Origin of the sequence: Pontibacter ummariensis, from assembly GCF_900188175.1 — a bacterium.
Lineage (GTDB): Bacteria > Bacteroidota > Bacteroidia > Cytophagales > Hymenobacteraceae > Pontibacter > Pontibacter ummariensis.
On sequence record NZ_FZOQ01000019.1, the window covers coordinates 51,137 to 68,050 of the forward strand.

14 protein-coding genes are annotated in these 16,914 nt (G+C 47.3%); 5 read left to right on the forward strand and 9 right to left on the reverse strand.

All coding sequences use genetic code 11. The features are described from left to right. Positions 1-185: 185 nt before the first annotated feature. Positions 186-2,666, reverse strand: a complete 2,481-nt coding sequence (locus CHB92_RS18205) for an outer membrane beta-barrel protein (protein WP_089320672.1) — start codon at positions 2,664-2,666, stop codon at positions 186-188. Positions 2,667-3,133: 467 nt separating this feature from the next. Here CHB92_RS18205 and CHB92_RS18210 point away from each other — a divergent pair, with 467 nt between their 5' ends. Beyond that, positions 3,134-4,504, forward strand: coding sequence for an alpha/beta fold hydrolase (locus CHB92_RS18210; RefSeq protein ID WP_089320673.1), 1,371 nt, complete (start codon positions 3,134-3,136; stop codon positions 4,502-4,504). Positions 4,505-4,856: 352 nt separating this feature from the next. Here the strand turns inward: CHB92_RS18210 and CHB92_RS18215 are convergent, their stop codons facing one another. Continuing rightward, positions 4,857-5,336 (reverse strand): GNAT family N-acetyltransferase, encoded by a 480-nt coding sequence (locus tag CHB92_RS18215; RefSeq protein ID WP_089320674.1) that lies wholly within the window; start codon positions 5,334-5,336, stop codon positions 4,857-4,859. 115 nt (positions 5,337-5,451) lie between these two features. Beyond that, entirely contained in the window at positions 5,452-5,802 is a 351-nt protein-coding gene (locus CHB92_RS18220; protein WP_089320675.1) for a hypothetical protein, read from the reverse strand. Positions 5,803-5,959: 157 nt separating this feature from the next. Here CHB92_RS18220 and CHB92_RS18225 point away from each other — a divergent pair, with 157 nt between their 5' ends. From CHB92_RS18225 to CHB92_RS18235, 3 genes are all read left to right on the forward strand, one after another. Next, entirely contained in the window at positions 5,960-6,169 is a 210-nt protein-coding gene (locus tag CHB92_RS18225; protein WP_089320676.1) for a helix-turn-helix transcriptional regulator, read from the forward strand. Positions 6,170-6,173: 4 nt separating this feature from the next. Continuing rightward, complete coding sequence (locus CHB92_RS18230; protein WP_089320677.1) at positions 6,174-6,500, forward strand: HipA N-terminal domain-containing protein; 327 nt, start codon at positions 6,174-6,176, stop codon at positions 6,498-6,500. Positions 6,501-6,651: 151 nt separating this feature from the next. Beyond that, complete coding sequence (locus CHB92_RS18235; RefSeq protein ID WP_089320678.1) at positions 6,652-7,533, forward strand: HipA domain-containing protein; 882 nt, start codon at positions 6,652-6,654, stop codon at positions 7,531-7,533. 1,757 nt (positions 7,534-9,290) lie between these two features. Here CHB92_RS18235 and CHB92_RS18245 read toward each other — a convergent pair. The 3 genes from CHB92_RS18245 to CHB92_RS18255 all read right to left on the reverse strand — a co-directional run bounded on the left by CHB92_RS18245 (position 9,291) and on the right by CHB92_RS18255 (position 11,791). Next, positions 9,291-9,749: a hypothetical protein gene (locus CHB92_RS18245; RefSeq protein WP_089320680.1), complete on the reverse strand. Its 459-nt coding sequence runs from the start codon at positions 9,747-9,749 to the stop codon at positions 9,291-9,293. A 98-nt stretch (positions 9,750-9,847) separates the two neighbouring features. Further along, positions 9,848-10,606, reverse strand: a complete 759-nt coding sequence (locus tag CHB92_RS18250; RefSeq protein ID WP_089320681.1) for a ParA family protein — start codon at positions 10,604-10,606, stop codon at positions 9,848-9,850. 120 nt (positions 10,607-10,726) lie between these two features. After that, positions 10,727-11,791 (reverse strand): replication initiation protein, encoded by a 1,065-nt coding sequence (locus tag CHB92_RS18255; RefSeq protein WP_179223102.1) that lies wholly within the window; start codon positions 11,789-11,791, stop codon positions 10,727-10,729. Positions 11,792-13,460: 1,669 nt separating this feature from the next. Between CHB92_RS18255 and CHB92_RS18260 the strand changes: the two genes are divergently transcribed. Beyond that, the gene (locus CHB92_RS18260) at positions 13,461-13,802 is read left to right on the forward strand and encodes a TlpA family protein disulfide reductase (protein WP_179223103.1); all 342 of its coding nucleotides are present in this window, start codon (positions 13,461-13,463) and stop codon (positions 13,800-13,802) included. Positions 13,803-14,046: 244 nt separating this feature from the next. On the opposite strand, the gene CHB92_RS18265 is transcribed toward CHB92_RS18260, so the two are convergent. The 3 genes from CHB92_RS18265 to CHB92_RS18275 form a co-directional block, all read right to left on the reverse strand. Next, positions 14,047-15,324: a sensor histidine kinase gene (locus CHB92_RS18265; RefSeq protein WP_089320684.1), complete on the reverse strand. Its 1,278-nt coding sequence runs from the start codon at positions 15,322-15,324 to the stop codon at positions 14,047-14,049. Further along, a complete protein-coding gene (locus CHB92_RS18270; RefSeq protein ID WP_089320685.1) occupies positions 15,324-15,998 on the reverse strand; it encodes a response regulator transcription factor in 675 nt (224 codons plus the stop codon). Before CHB92_RS18270 ends, CHB92_RS18265 begins: the two co-directional genes overlap by 1 nt. Positions 15,999-16,129: 131 nt before the next feature. Continuing rightward, positions 16,130-16,879 carry a TVP38/TMEM64 family protein gene (locus tag CHB92_RS18275; RefSeq protein ID WP_089320686.1) on the reverse strand — a complete coding sequence of 250 codons (750 nt, stop codon included), beginning with the start codon at positions 16,877-16,879 and terminating at the stop codon, positions 16,130-16,132. Between the last annotated feature and the right edge of the window lie 35 nt (positions 16,880-16,914).

The window sequence follows — 16,914 nt, forward strand, 5'->3', positions numbered from 1 at the left end:
AAGGTTGTGCGCTTGCCGTCGCATGAGACGCTGGCTCCGCCATGCAAGAAAGGACAGCAAGCGCACTACCCATCACAAAAGGCAAGATTATGAACACAGAAAAAATCATATCCGCATAAAACCTTTTTCGCCCGAACCTGTCTTTTTTAGTTACAATTTATCAACTAACCTTCTTGCTCCTATCTCTACTGGCCACCTGCCCTGTTTAACTCCTCCAGGTGGGACTTTCGGCTTTTCATTTTAAAGTCCTGGCCACGCTGGAAATTGTACCGGAGGTCTATTTTGATGCTTCTGGCCATAAAGTAGTTCACAAATGAAAAAGTGTTGCCATGGTAACTGGCATCTCCCTGGATCTCTCTTGTCCTAAAGATGTCTGTACCGCCCAGGGTCACATCCAGTTTCTCATTCAAAAAGGATCTCTTCAGCCCCGCGTCCAGCCACCATTGTGCTTTAAAACGATAAATACCATAGGTGGAAGGAGAACTGTAGTTAGCCGAGGCTTGTAAGGAAAGCCCCAGTGGGAGTAACACATGATGGGATGACTGCGCCGTAAATATAAACTGCTGGTTCTCGATCACTTTGTCTTTCAAAAGAAGTCTGTTATTTTGATGACCTGCCACTATGTTGTTGCTCACCTCCCAGCTTGGAAAAATTTTAACAGGGGCTATCAGGGTAGCGCTAAAGTTTTCTGCTTTGTCTATGTTTCGCTCTTTATATACAGTCGTATTATCCTCTGAGCGCTGCTCCGGTACTTCCGCAAAGAAGTCCTTTGTCTGCGCGTAACCCAGCATTAGGCTATAGGTGCTGTTTAAGGTTTGTGTAACCTGAAAGGAGTTGGTGTATTGTGGTCTCAGGTCAGGATTTCCCTCTGCCCAGCTATAGGGATCCAAATAAAAGATGAACGGGTTAAGCGCGCGGTAGTTGGGCCGATCCACTCTCCGACTGTAATTATAGGTTACCTGGTAGTGCTCACTGACCTTTTGTGTCAGAAAGAAGCTGGGGAACAAGTCAAAGTATCTTTTTTTGATGGCTTCACCTTCTCCTACAGGCTTCCCTTTTCCGGAAGTTTGCTCACCACGCAGCCCTGCCTGCAGGGTCCACTTCTCCCCTATCCCAACGTTAAAGTTGACATAGCCTGCGAAGATGCGCTCTGTGTAGCGGTAATGGTTGCTCCTTTCTTTATCCAGTTGCTCTCTTTCATTAGTTACGATATAAAAGTCCAGCTCATTACCCGATACTACATGGCTTGCTTTAACGCCCAGCTCCAGCTTCCCTTTCGCCAATAACCGTCTCTCAAAATCCACCTTTGCAGAGTAAATGTCATAATAGCCCGGATTGTGCGTTCTTAGCAGTTCTTCTGCTTTAGCATCGCTACCCATATCAACATAACGGTTCTCGTACCGGGCATCTGTCCCGTTGCTCAGCTTTATGTAGTCTACGTTCGCGCTCAGGTTAGTCCCTAGTGAATCAAGTAAGCCGCTATAGTGCAGGTTGAAAGCTCCGCTAGTGTGCTTCACATCATTAAAGTTGCCCGCCTTTACAAAAACGTGCTCACCTTTCTGCTCATCGTCTAAATAGGAATCCGAAAGAAATTGGCGGTCTGTATCGCTATAGCTGAGGCTGGCGCTGGCGCCAAGACTGTGCCGTTCGTTCAGCTCATAATCGGTACCCAAACGCAACATTGGCGTCTGCATTGTCATTTTTTCGTTCCGCAGCTGGTGAAAACGGGCGTTCGCTCCATTTTCATGGAATTCCCGGATCATCACGCCTTCCCGCAAGCGCGGCCGCTCCGCCATATCGGCACTCATGTAGGAGTTCCAGCCGCCCTTTTTATAGTTCAGGTTGGCACCCACCGAATAGCCAGAAGCCTTATTGTACTGGTAGCCCGCATACACGCTGCCGTTCATTCCCAGGCTGGTGTTTTGTTTGAGCCTTATGTTAATAAGGCCGGAGCTTCCGGCTGCCTCATACTTTGCCGAAGGGTTTGTAATAACCTCTATGCTTTTAACGTTTTCAGCTGACATGGCCTCCAGCATGCTTTGAAGCTCCTTGCCTGTCAGGTAAGAGGGCCTGCCGTCGATCATGACCCTTACGCCTGCCTTCCCGTTTAGCTGAATATTTCCTTCCTGGTCCAGCCAAACGCCCGGGGATCTTTCCAGCACTTCATAGGCCGTACTCCCGGCAGCCAGAGCTGTCCCCTCCACACTCACCACTATTTTGTCAGCTTCAACCATCACGCTCGGCCGGAGCGCTTTTATTGTTACCTCGCCCAGTTCAGTTGCATTTAGTGCCAGCGCAAGGGGCCCTACACTCACTTCCTTACTGTCTGCAGTTACTTCTACGGGTACTGTCTGCTGCCGGTATCCCAGGAAACTTACCTGCAGTATGTACTCCCCCAGGCCTACGTTGTTCAAAGCAAAACGGCCTTCATTGTCTGTCATGGTCCCCTTCACCTGCCTGCCCGTACCAGGATGCACAAGGACGACAGTAGCAAAAGCTATTGGTTCCCTGGTGTCTGCATCAAGCACGTTTCCTTTTACAAGAGCACTCCCTTCCAGGGAGCTGCCTGTGGATGGTTGCTGATAGGCGAAAGCAAGGTTGCCAGACGGTTGCAAAAAGAACGGGCCACAACAAGCCAATAAAAGCACAAGCACACTTTTTCTCATATAAAGCTGAGGAACTACAGGTTAAGTTAAACAGTGTCGGGTATGTAATGACGGTATCTTCCGTATGACCTTATTCCATCTCAAGTCCTATTCATGGCACAGCCGTTTAGTGCCATGAGCTCTAAACCCTGTGGAGCAGGCACTCTGCAGATATAGCTCATGCGGCCTGCCTTGACTGTGTATGACCGAGCTTGCCGCTGCTACCGGGAAGCGCCCGCTTTACATAGACTCAAAGTAACTACTCTGCCCCTATTGGTTACTTGTAAAATACTGCCTTTTTACTAGCCGCTGGGGGATTGGTACCAGCTCTAAGCCTAGCGCAATTCCTAAGCTTACCCACATTTGCAGAATCTGTACTGCCTTGTTTGGTCACTTGTAAATTCCTGCCTTTTTTAGTTTCCCTCTGGCTTTAAAGCGCAATGCTCGCTTTTTTGCACTTACAATTTAATCCATCACTCACGCGATAAATGAAACTAAGCTACGCACTCCTCTTCCTGTTTTGTGTGTTTTCTGCCTTCAAAGCTGAGGCACAAGACCTGAAACGACGGGCCTATCTAGGCCTCCATGCAACCTCGTTACCCGACTCTTTGGCTAAAAGGCATGGGCTTAGCAATGGCTTACTTGTGGCAGGCGTTGCGCCAAAGTCTACTGCTGAAACAATGGGAATCAGGAAAGGAGATGTTCTACTGTCCATAAACAAAAGGCAACTAAACAAAACAAGCGATCTCACAGAGCTTGCGAAGACACTTTATCCAGGCCAGGCACTGGCAACACAACTAGTTCAGAATGGCAAGAGAAACAGCATCAAGGGCACTGCTATTGCCAGGCCGCTGGAGGTAGCCCCCAACACAGAGGTTGTCTTTAGCCAGGTCCCTTTCCAGGATGGGCTGTTGCGGACCATAACCTATAAGCCTAGAAAAGAAGGGAAGCATCCGGCGATCCTGTTTATTCCTGGATTCCCCTGCCGCTCTATTGATGATTATGGCAGTTCTTCTTACAGTCAACTTGTGAAGGGCTGGAGTGAGTTGGGATACATCGTGATGCTGGTAGAGAAGCCAGGCCTGGGAGACAATGTGAATACACCAGACTGCTTACAAATCGATCTTTACGCTGAGATAGAGGCTTTCGAACAGGGGCTTAAGGGGCTGCAGAACCTCCCTGAGGTAGACAAAGAGAACGTGTTTATCTTCGGGCACTCCATGGGAGGAATCATCGCCCCTGTGCTCACTCAAAAGTATCAGCTGAAAGGCGTGATGGTATACGGCAGCCCATACCGCCCCTGGTTTGAGTTCGCAGCTGACATGTTCCGCTTCCAGAAACCGGTTACAGGCACAGACTACGTCGCACATGAGGAAACAATGAGGCACCTACACCACGTCCTGTATCGCTTTTTTGTGCTAGGGCAGCACCCTGATACCATCGCTACCGCTGACCCTGCTTATAAGAAAATTCTTCAGGAGGAGTTCCAGCATACCGGTGGCGATATGTTTTGGTCACGAGACTACCGCTACTGGCAGGAAATTGACGAACTCAACCTCACGAAGGCATGGGCGGAGACCGATGAAGCTGTGCTATCTATTTGGGGCGAGTACGATTTTGAAGTTGTCCATGCGGAAGATCACAAACGCATCGTAGAGGTTGTAAACCACTATCATCCAGGTAACGCCACTTTTTTAACTATGCCAAAAACAAACCATTCTTTAATAGAGGTTTCGGGTATGGCAGAAGGTGTTAAACAAATGAGCAAACGTGACTTACAGTACAATAAATCTCACTTCAACACCAAAATTGTGACAGACACAGATCAGTGGATGCGTGCCGTCATGACGACGAAGTGACCATTACGTTTGGCATGGCTTTCTCTCCCTACAGTTGATGCCTAAACCTCATAGCCGCCATATGGTGGAGTTGACACAGGACTTGTTCCTACCTCTGCGTACCTTTACCCTAACCACCCTTAACCGAACCTGCGCTGGTAGCAGGCTTACTTTAGCACTGGATTAGGCCTACTTACAAAATGGTGGCAAGGAAAAACACCAACTATGAGGGAGAAAGGGATGAAAGAGGCTTAAACAGTGCCTGAGTGCATTTTCAGGAAGACGACCATGCCAAGCACCTTAGAGGAACGCTCAAAAGTGAAAAGAGGTCTGCAGGGGACGACTTAGCTGCCAAACTCAAAGGCCTTGGCAGTCAGGTTAAAGTTTTTAAATCTTTTTCCAAAACTATCATGTGCTTACACTGGATTCCGTTCTCAAAAATTAGCTCATCGTAGTGCTTGAGGAAGAAGTCCTTTTCTACACTTTTGATCTCAAACCCTTCTTTTTGATACAGAGCAAGTTGCCCAATACTTGAATTGCCGGTTCCTATTCTTAAGTTTTTATATCCGCTTTCCCGACTGATTGTAGCTGCATGTTTAAGCAAGGCCTTGCCAATCCCCTTTCCCTGGTCCGTTTCTTTTATGGCAATGTTTTTAATTTCAATAGTGGAAGAATCAACTTCCTTCAATACCATTACGCCTATTAGCTCAGAATTTACCTTAGCTATATAACAAGCTCCTGATTCCAAATATGCATTGATATGTGCTTTAGAGGGGTCAGCCAGTTCAAGTAAATCAAATGGGGTTTGTTGGCTGTCAGTTAGAGGTTCTATTTGTAGCGATAACTCTGCCAAGGGGTCAACTTTATTTTGGTACTGTGTCCTTTAAAATCCTGACTAACGTTTATTATTCAGGCCGTTGCAAAGCCTATTTCTTCAGGTCTAAGGTCCAATTTAACTATGTTTTTCCTTATCCGCTGTACCAGCTGAAGCTTTCTTTTTCACCGAGGAACAGGTACTGGGTGGGCGGGTTGTAGGGAACACGGTAAGTGAGCATGTGCCAGATGATCACCGCCAGCTTGCGAGCCGTGACACTCACGGCTGCCAGCCTTCCCTTACGGAAAGCCAACCTTTTGAGGAAGTCCGACAGGTGCGTCTCCTTTAGGTTGCCGATGACATTGGCCGCGTTCCGCAGGGCGATCTTAAAGTGGTTGCTGCCCTTCGGAGTATGGGAGCTGAGTACTCTGCCGCCGCTCACCTTCGTATTGGGGCAGTTGTGAGATGGATTATGTTCGATACCTGCCCCTGCGTTGCCAGACATTCATCTTCTCTTGTCTACAGTTTGCTTACACCCCCTTAGGCTTTACAATCACAGCCTCATTCTTTCAGAAGCTGACGGAGTCTGCATGTGCATTATAATGCGCTATCTATTGGTTTTTAGACAAAGATTAGTTTTTTTACCTAAAAAGGGCAGTATAATGCACCAACAACTAGGAGAAGTGGTTAAAGAGCGAAGGAGCTCACTGCATCTGACGCAAGAAGACTTGGCTGACATGGCCGGCGTAGCGGTACGTACGCTAAAAGCTATTGAGGTTGGAAAGGGCAATCCTTCTCTCAGCACCCTGCAGAAGCTCGCGGAGGTGCTGGGAATGGAGATACGGTTAGAAATCAAAAAGCTGAACAAGTAAAACTATGAGGACGGCAGAGGTGTTCCGAAACAGGGCGCTAGCAGGTTTACTAACAGAGGTAAGCCCAAAGGAATATGTTTTCCGCTACGAAGACGCTGACTTATCGCTACTAGCTATAAGCCTGACCCTTCCGAAAACGCAACAAGAGTACCGGAGCCCTTACTTGTTCCCTTTCTTTTTCAATATCCTTGCGGAAGGAGTTAACCGAAACCTACAGAGCCGGCAGTTACGGATTGATGAACACGATTATTTTGGTCTTCTGGTCGCAACAGCACAGTATGACACCATCGGGGCCGTTACACTCAAACCAAAACAAGAGAGAAACGCATGAGCCTACCGGAGATCAACCGTTGCCCGGGCACATTAACCCCGGGCTACCATTCTTATAGTCCTGCCTGCGGAGGGTTTTTGATGGCAAGAAAGCAGGCCATATCCTCCCCTATCTGCCTGCGCAGGAAAGCGAGGAGGACGCTGCCAGGTTCATGGAGAACCGGAAGCGGATATCTATCTCCGGGGTACAGGAAGAGCTTTCACTGCTACTGGAAAAAAATCAACTGCGCCTTACGGTCGCGGGCAAACAGGGACAGTATTTACTCAAGCCCATTCCAAGGGACGTAAAGCGGCCGGACCAGGTATCGGCTAATGAGCACTTGACAATGCAGGTGGCGCACCAGGTGTATAAGATACAATTGGCTGGAAATGCCCTTATCCTCTTTCAAAACGGCGAACCGGCCTACATTACCAAGCGCTTCGACCATAAGCTTGACGGCACCAAACATAGCCAGGAGGACTTTGCCTCACTAGCTGGGAGAACCAGCTATACCGCCGGCAGAGGCTTCAAGTATGAAGGCAGCTATGAAGATGTCGCCCTCATCATCAAAGAAACAGTGCCGGTCTACCAGGTGGAACTCGAAAAGCTGTTTACGTTAGTTCTGTTTAATTACCTTTTTCCCAATGGGGATACTCTCCTTAAGAACTTCTCCTTTATAGATACCTCCTATGGTGACTATGTCCTTAGCCCGGCCTACGATCTCATCTGTACGCGCCTGCACGTAGAGGATACCAACTTTGCCCTTAAGGACGGTCTTTTCTATGATGAGCACGAGACGGAAAGCTTTAAGGCGAGCAGCTTCTGCGCTTATAATGACTTCTACGCCTTTGCACTGAGAATAGGCATCAAGGAGACACGAGCAGTAAGAATACTCCATGCCTTCCAACAAGACTATCCGGCTGCTCATGACTTAAATGACCGCTCCTTCTTGAGAGACGAGGTGAAGGAGGAGTACAGAAAGTATTATATGCAGCGACTGGAAGTGCTTAACTACTCCATGACAGGAAAGCTACCACAGGAGCGTAAACTTTGAACGTAAGAAGCTGTTCCTGCCTTGCTTGAAAGATACAAGTAAACATCGAGGGGCTGAAGAAGTATCTGGAGCGGTCCCTATCCACTTTCACTACTTTCATTACATTCATTAACCTCACGCGACTACTATAGTAATTACCTTCGTGAAACGCATGAAACACATTACAGGCATGGAGGTCATATACTCCATTAGTCTCATGTCATTCATTAACCTAAGGAAACAGCCTGTTTTACCCTCCGGACGTTCCGTATGCTTACCCATACCTGGTTGTGCAAATCTTGCTCGGTATGTGTGTCGTTTGTTTTTCTTATGACACCTCTCCCTTTTACTAAGCAACACCTACTACTGGTAAGCTCTGCACAGGAGACGGTCCGACAGGGCAGTTTTCCCAAGCCCATGCTTCAGCCTCCCCTGTCCCTGCTTGTTATTTACCCCACAACCTTGAGCTGGCCGAAGGGTCTGTTCCCTTTGACAAGCCCTGTTGCTCCCTCGAAAACAAGGCCACGCCTAATGTTGATTGCTCCTCCCCTTCCCTTTCGACCGTATCTGCCATGTCCATAAGACAGTACAGGTAGCAGCTACGTAATTCTTCATTAGCCAGGCTCTCGATTCCCTTTTAAGAAACCATGCCCGGAATTCCTACCCCGAAGCATAAGTGAAAGAAGTCAATAGAAAAGGGAGTTGACTCACTAATGATCCTCATAAACCTCATCACATCCGTTATACTCATGACCCAGATGAATTTCATGGCCGGCATTATGTTAATGAGCCTCATGATCCTAACGACTCTATTGTGTTTGATGAACACCATGAACATCGTGAAGTCAATGTCCGTCGTGACGACAACTATCCTAATGAAATCAATCAATACCATGAAAAGAATGATTATAACGAGCTCCATCAGGGTAATGAAGGCGTACTTGGGGTTGAAGACCCGCTGTCCACAAGTAAACTGTTAAGGCTATACCATAGCTTATTTGTGTGTCTTTCCTACAACACTAGTCTTTCAATGGGATCCGGATCAGAACAAAAAGCGAAAGCGTGAAGCTCATATTGCATGCTGGTATCAAGAGGGATTAAGCGGCGCTTTTTACGCGGCTACTACGATGCCTCTCTCCTTCCGTTGTACACCGCTTTAAAGCCCTGTTATGGCACTGTTCTGGTTCGATCGTAGCAGCCTAAGCAAACCACAAAAACAGCGCTTGGCAACCCAGGATTGGCCACTTCCCCTATTACGATATATGATCAAGGGTTTTCCTCATAACTGGCACTGTGGAGATGCTTGGCAAGAACTTACAATAGCTTTTCCATCCTCCATACACTTTAAAACGGTTCCATTAACTTCATTGCCTTCATTAACCTATTTAAATGCATTACCTTCATACCCAACATTAAACACATTATACTACCAGGCTTTCATGAGGTTAATGACAGGGGCGACTAAAAAAGAAGGCCCATGTCAACGCTCTGTGTTTTCTTTAGTTAGCATGCAAAAAGATGGCTTAGAACCTTGAAAGGCTCTTTCGTTCAGTTTATGCTTCCGGATAGGAGAAGAGAACCTTCACAGTTGCCCCTCGATCCTCAGTAGAGGAACTGGGTTGAATCTCCCCGAAAGGTTTTAGGGACCGGGTATGTACCTGCGCGCTCAGAGTGGCGAGAGTGTAACAAATCTTCTTGACACGAATTAGCCTCACTAGGTTAACAAGGTTAATTAACGTAGTGAGGCTAATTCAACAAATGGCACTTATGCCTAATCCTTACTCTTCTTTCCGGCGCTTGGCAGCGCCCTCTTTCCTGTAATCCCAGGGCCTTTTCAGGGCCTTCAACTTCTTGCGCTCTTTTACCGGTAGGGGTGTAGTGGTCGAAGTCCTATCCTTCAGATAATCCTCTAGCGCGTTCTCTAATATTTCACGCAGCGATGTCCTGTCCCAATACTCCACGCGTTTGGCCTTTAAGTAAAGATCAGCCCTGAGGATGGTCGAAAAGGGTAGGAGCACGTCTGCCGCGTTTAGGTAGTCATCTTCACTTATCCCACTGGCGTCACTTTGTGCTTTTGGCGCGGGGGCTTCTGCCGGCACCTCTGCCTTCACTTCAGGTTCTGCCTTAACCTCTGGCTCGGCTTTTACTTTGTCCTTCGAGTAAATCAGCTCGCTAAGGGACTTGCCTGTTCCTGTTTTAAGTCCAGACGTTAAGTTCAGTTTCTCTTTTTTTGCCATGGTTGCCTCTGTTTACACTTGTTTGTTATTCATTAGAGGAATTAGGTTAATGATAGGGGCGTAGTTCATTAACCTAATTATTTAAATTAATGTAACGATCAGGTTCTTTCCAAGACTTCCTCGGTAAGTTTTTTGTAATCTGTAGCACCATTTGCACTTGGCTCATAGGAAAAGATATCCTGTGCCTGCACAATCGCCACGTTTAGGGCGGTGTTTTCCCTGATCGTAGTGTCCAACAGCTTGCTGCCCAGCTCAACGCTCAGGTGGCTGTACACATCCCGATCAATTATCTTGTTACTAGACTTATTAAACCGAGTCAGGAATGCCCCCACAAACTCAAGTCCCTCATTGAACTGGCTGATAGTGGCTGCCGACTCCAGGATCGTCTTGACCCCCTGAATGGAGAAGAAGTCTGCTTGAAGGGGGATAAGGTAGTAGTTGGTAAAAAGCAGGGCGTTGATCGTCAGTACGCCTAAGGCGGGAGGGGTGTCGATGACGATGTAATCGTAAGCATGCACCTGGGGCAAGTCCAGCCTTTTTTTAAGGACAAACTCAGAGAACTTCTCCTTGGCGATCTGGATCTCGAACTGGTTGAGCTCAAAGCTGGCCCCGATCATGTCTATACCGATTGAGGTTTTCAACAAGGCCTGGTCAAAGGATGCCTCCCCAACCAGAACATGGCCTATAGTAAACTCTAGCTCTTCCCTGTGCAGAGCCAGGGTCAGGTTAGCCTGCGAATCCAGGTCGATAAGCAGGACTTTGTTGCCCAGGTCCCTTAAGGCCCCGGCGATGTTAAGGGCCGATGTGCTTTTTGCTACCCCGCCTTTGTGATTGACTAAAGAGATGATTTTTGCCATAGTGGTACAATGATACTGATTAGTTTAATCAGCACAAATAGGCTAATTATTATTATTAGGTTAATGAATGTCATGATGTAATAGTAAACAGCTGATTGTCTGCTGCCTACCTAAGGGATCTTATAGGGCTAACTTCCCCTGCTCTGAGGACTCCTTAGCAGCCCACTTCAACAGGTGCCCGAAATGCTTTTTTAACAGCGTCATGGACCAGGCACCTGCCGTGACAGGGGGTTGCCGCCTTTCATGAAGTTTGTTGGTAACAATATCCAAGTTCAGCTGCTTCATCACCGGCCATAGCTCCTCCTGTGGGACTTTATCCACAACCTCACTAGCCTGTTCCGGGCTAAGGCCATAGGTAAGCGTAAGCCGGTTGTATGCGGTCTCTTTCTTACCTTCATATTTGGGTAAGAGCTTCCCGGATTCGGCAGGGGAGAGCTGCGCCCCCTCTGAAATCTTCTTCCTGGAGTTTGCTGACTTGATGTCGGTGAAGCGTACACCAATCACTTTCTTGCCGGATTTGAGCAACTCCATGTTAAAGGTAAGGGGGTTACCTGCTTCAGCTGACACCTCCTTCACTTCTGCTACCGCCGGCTCCAGTACGTACCGTTTGAAATCGTTCCACTGCGTGTACTTATCCGGCTTACCTTCTTCCTGCTTCACCAGGATCGTCTTCAGGTTATCAATGGAGTCTTCGTACCTGGTAAGCGACTCATAGCTCCGCAGCAGCCAGTACAGCTTATAGGAATGTCCGGACTTAAGCTTAAGCAGGATTTCCAGCTCGCCGAGTGTAAACCCTTTCTTTAACTGTATCAGGTAAGGCTGAATCTTCCGTCCCCACTCCCCACGGATCAGGTTCTGCCCAACCTTCATCTCCATGTTATCGAACAAACCGCAGCTGTCATAGTCATAAGGGCCTGCATCAACTTTAAGAAGATTGATTCTCCGCTTATCCAGGCTTTTGACAGCCTCGTGGAGCAGCTTGTACATCTTCCCAGACCCTCCAGTGCCTATAACGTCGCTTATCTTAATATTAACTTCCCCAAGCTTTTGGGCATCTTTGGGGATTGTCTCAAGGAGCTTTGTAAAGACCTTAGCCTCTAAATGGGTGAAGGCTAAGTCAGAGCGCACCAGGTTGTTATGCTGGGCTACTGTCAGAATGTTATCAACCTTCTTTAGTCTTTTCATTCCATTTATATATCTTGATGGGTAAATATATAAAATAAAAACAGAATAAAGAGAGAAGGTGCTCTTTATTCTGTTTTTTTCGTATCGTACTTTTCTCTGTATCATTCGTACCTTTCTCTGCCTGAGACGTACTTTTCTCTGTTTACAAACGTACTTTTCTCTGCATAGACACGTACTTTTCTCTGTATATAACCGTACTTTCCTCTGTTTTACCTACTGTACTCTACTTTGTATCAAGTACTTACAGCGCCTTGAATTAATAGAATAATAGAATAAAAAGAAAGGAGGAATAGACTCCACTTTTAAGAAGTCTTGGTTTAAGAGTGAGGAAGTTAGGAGAAAAGGTGACATAAATGTGTCGCGCCCCGACAACCGCTTCTCATTCTTGCGCAAAGAGTCCTTCAACTTTCCAGCTTTAACTTCCAAAAAGAACAAACATATCTGGCAGGAACGTACTTTTCTCTGTTTTATAAAGAGAAAAGTACGTTTTGAGGCCATATAGATAGTTTTTCGAATATATAAGATGGCTTATAAAGAGAAAAGTACGATACGCCTGTTTGGGAAAACAGAGAAAAGTACGATTGCCTGAAAAGGAAAACAGAGAAAAGTACGATAGGCCTGAAGTGATAGTCTGCAAAGACCGGAATATACGGTATACAGCCCCCTTTTATCCATTAAAAGGGGGTAAAAAGACAGAAAACTGTGTGACCTTTACCCGAAATGGACAGCTGGGATAAGGTAGGGTTGCAGTATGTGAGAAAGTAGCGCACCTTTCTCTTTATTGCTCATTCTTTCTCGTCAACCTTCGTGAGGTTCATCACTGCTATGAGTTTAATATGCTTCATTAACTTCATGAGTGTTATTAAACTCATAGGAAAACAAAGTAGCGTTGTGATTAGTGTTTGGCTGTAAGGAGTTTAGATGCGAAAGGCTTCTGGTGTACATCGTAAGTCCTATCAAGGAATCAATAAAGCTATCTTGTTACAGGCTGGAGCGACAACCTGCAGTTGGCAGCAGGAGGCGCAGGCGATCGCCACAAGCTGTTTTACACTTAGAACATACTCCCAAGTATCAAGCGTCATCCAGGTGCTAGGTGACTGGCTACACGTCATAAGTTCTGTTCATCTCCTACACCCTTGCTTCGTGTACCTGCACTTTACTTAAGACTTATCCTTTGAAGTAGCATAGGGAAGGGGCAGGTACTACAAATTTTCTTCAGAATCGATTCGTAAGTTTAAAACACAGGTTAAACAAGGTATGCTTCATGTTATCTCTTCAGCTCTAAATCTATATTTTTTGCGAATGAGGGTGTGGCAATTGAAGCCTCAAGTTTTTTACTCATGAACGGTTCATGAGTAAAAAACTTGAGCGGCCGTTGCTTTCCTTGTTTGCTGCTAAATCTGGCCCTAAAGGATGAATAGTCAGTGTCTTACTACTGAAAGTCACGCGAACGAGGAAAAGCAGTGAGGCCTTATAGCGTACGAATACAGAAATAATGAAAAAAGGAATTTACATATGTTTAGGCACAGTTCTGGTGCTGTTCGCCATATACATCCTGGATACTCAATTCTTGTCTAAAGAAAGGATGCCTGGTATAGGAGCAGTTGAAAATGACTCCACTAGCCTTATAAGCTTCCCTCTGTTACAGCTGGACGGATCCAGGTTGACAATGAGTGAGCTAGAAGGAGGGAAGATACTAGTGCTGATCAGGCCTGACTGTGCTCCCTGCCAAAGAAAGGCCTTGCAAATACAGGAAAACGCAGGCGCGTTTGAGGAATATGAAATTCTATTTGTTTCTGATGCCTCCTTGCCACAGCTAAGGCAGATTGCCAGCAGCTATAACAGAGCGGGCCAGCGCAACATTTATATCGCACAGGCCGCCACAAAGGATATTCTTCATCTGTTCGGATCTGCCGAGGCTCCCTCCATTCTGGTTTTTTCAAAGGAGGGACGTCTGGTCGATACTTTCTCGGGAAGGACTCCAATACAGGAAATCCTGGCTTCTTTGTAAGCTGCAAGGGTAGGGGCTGCATCTCTCCTAGCCGGGGGCCGGTAACATCTCGTGCTTTAGAAACAATAAAATCGCATGGTACTAGACTCTGGCTGTGTTCTGTACCAAGGTGATCCCAAGGCCTGGGACTGGCAGCCGGATTATGCAGGGGGAACAGCCCCCTGCTTGCGCTTCGCTCGGGTGCCAGATTTGGCCATTGGGGTACCCTATCATGAAGAGTAGCTGAAGGCCTGGCTCTTTTCTTTCATGAGCTTCCTTGAAGGGAGAAGCGAATGCAAAGCCGGTGCATTCCGCCAGAGAAGCTGTAAGTGGGTTTTATGTTGTAGAGGTCGCAGATCTTCTTGACAAGCGCTAGGCCAATGCCCAACGAGCCGCCGGCGTCGCTGCCGCTCATAAACCTGCCAAACAACTGGTCTGCCGGCCCTTGTAGCACCTTTCCCGTGTTCCGCACGCAAAGTTCGCCGTTTCGCAGCAGTACGCTTATATTGCCGCCATCGTAGTTATGGCGGATGGCGTTAACCAGCAGGTTTGAAACCAGCACCTCTGCCAAGCCCCGGTTCATGTATACCCTGGTAGGTTCCAGCGCTGGCGGTAGTAGCTCCAGCCCGCGCATCGAAGCCATTTCCTCGAGTTGTTCCAGCTGCTCGGCAATAAGTTCATGCAACGGAATCTCCTCGTGCTCCTTAAACTCGCGGTTTCCGATGCGGGTAAGGAGAATAAGGGATTTGTTTAGGCGTGATAGCCTGCTGGTGGAGGCGTACATTTCCTCCACCAGCAAGGCTTGCTGCTCAGTCAGGTTCTCGGACTGCATGAAAAGCTCCAGCTTGCTGTTAACAATGGCCAAGGGTGTCTGTATCTCGTGGGAGGCGTTCTCGGTAAATTCCTTTAGGTTGTAGTAGTCGCTCTGGATTTTTTCCGTCATCGCCAGCAACACTTCGTTCAGCTCCTGAAACTCTGTGGTTGTGCTGCTTTTTAACTGTAGGGGCTTATACTGGGACAAGCTATAGCGCTTAACTTTATGTAGCGTCTGGTAAAAGTGACGCCAGATGTATTTATTGATCAGGTAGTTCACCGCCCCAAGGCCTACCAGCAACAAGAGGAAGATCCACCCCATCGCTAACATCGTACTCTCGAACAGGTCCTGGAAGTCAATGAGTGACTTTAGGATAGTGTATTCGTAGGGCTTGTCGTTTTGATAGGCAGTGAAGGTCAGATACCGGAAGGGTACGAGTTCCTCGTCGTAGCTGCTGAAGATCAGTGTATCGGCCAGCTCCTCTATGGTAGGGGAGACTGCCTGCGCTTCGCGCACAATGATTGCCTCTGAAATGCCGGAAGTAACGCTTGGGAGCCGATCGTGTTCCCGAATAAAGGCGATGATGTTCTCCTTATCAGTGAAGAGCTGATCGTCCACTTCATCGTAAATCTCAGCCTGCATGATTTTATAGAAACTGAAGCCCCCCACCATGAACACCACGAAGGAGACCAGCAGGTAATAGAGGCTGGTTTTAGTTAATATTCGCATTAGCAGCTAAACTTATAGCCCAGGCCGTAGACAGATTGGATGTAGTCCCCTCCGCCTGCAGCTTGCAGCTTCCGGCGAAGGTTCTTGATGTGCGTGTACACGAAGTCCAGAGAATCCAACCCATCCACGTGATCACCCCACAGGTGCTCTGCAATGGATTCCTTCGTGAGGACCCGTTTTCTATTAGCGATAAAGTAGAGCAGCAAGTCGTACTCCTTTTTGGTGAGGTTAAGCTTGCTATCTTCTACGGAGGCCTCCGCCGCATCCGGGAAAACCTTGATGGCACCTGCCTGCACTACTTTCTGTCCATTGAAGTTTCGCCTCCTGATGACGGATTTCAAGCGCGCATTCAATTCAGAGAGATGGAAGGGCTTGGTCAGGTAATCGTCCGCCCCTACTTCCAGTCCTGTAATCTTATCGTCCAGTGCGTTTTTTGCTGAAATTATGATGATACCAGTGTCTGGATAGTTCTCCTTTAGTTGACGTACAATTTCAAGCCCATTTCCGCCGGGCAGGGTGAGGTCCACAATCACACAGACGTAACTATAGTCCGAAGTTTTCAAACTTGCGTCCCTGAAGTTGTCTGCTGATTCACACACATAGCCCTCTTGTCGAAGGTAGGTAAGGATAGATTCCTTTAGTGCGCGTTCGTCTTCTACTACTAGTACTTTCATGAATACTTTTACGTGCCTGTTGTGGAATAATACAGCCTGTCAGGATCACGTTATCCTGAGCTTAGGTTGTTAAAGATACACGATCAAGTAGCAACGCTTAATAATCAGATGCTTACTGTTTGTGCTTCGGCTCAGGTACTACTTTCTTTGCTGAGATACTTCCTGTAAACGACGTAGCCAATGAAAGCTGCCAGGCTAATGGTGGATACCCAGATAAGCCCTGTTTTCAAGCGTTCATTGTTTTCCCCAAGCCATGCCAAGAGTACAGTTAGAGGCACTATACCGGCCAAAGTAGCTGAAAGAAACCTGACGTACCTCATGCCGGCCAGCCCAGCCACAAAGCTAACGGCATCATTGGAGAGAAATGGCGAAACACGTGCAATAACAATGGCCCACGCGCCATACCTTTCCATAAACTGGTAGATCTTATGCTCTGCTTTGTTGCCTATTAGCTTGCGCACACCGGCTTCTCCAACTTTTCTGCCGATAATAAAGCCGACGGTAGAGGCAACAAGTACCGCTAGGATGGCTATCACAGATCCCCAGAGCGGGCCGTAGGCAATTATTGCTACAAGCATCAGGGCCACTACGTTTACCACAAGCAGGAACATTTGTGCTACCATAGCCAACACGATGAAAAAAGGGCCCCACAAGCCAAACTGGCTTACCCAATTCGATATTCGCTCTTCTTCTCCGCTAGTCAGCACTTGCCAAGCCTCATGTACTGTATTCTCAAATTCAGGGAACATAAAGTAGGAAGCAACCAAGCTGCCAATCAGCAGTAGGGTGAGCAGGAGGGGCCATTTGCTTTGTTGGTCATCCTGTTCTTTGGTATTCTTCCGGAAGCGCTTAGACGAGGTGCCTTTGTGCTTTTCAGTCATATTAGGGGCGTTCTAACTCATTTGGTGCCTGTTAC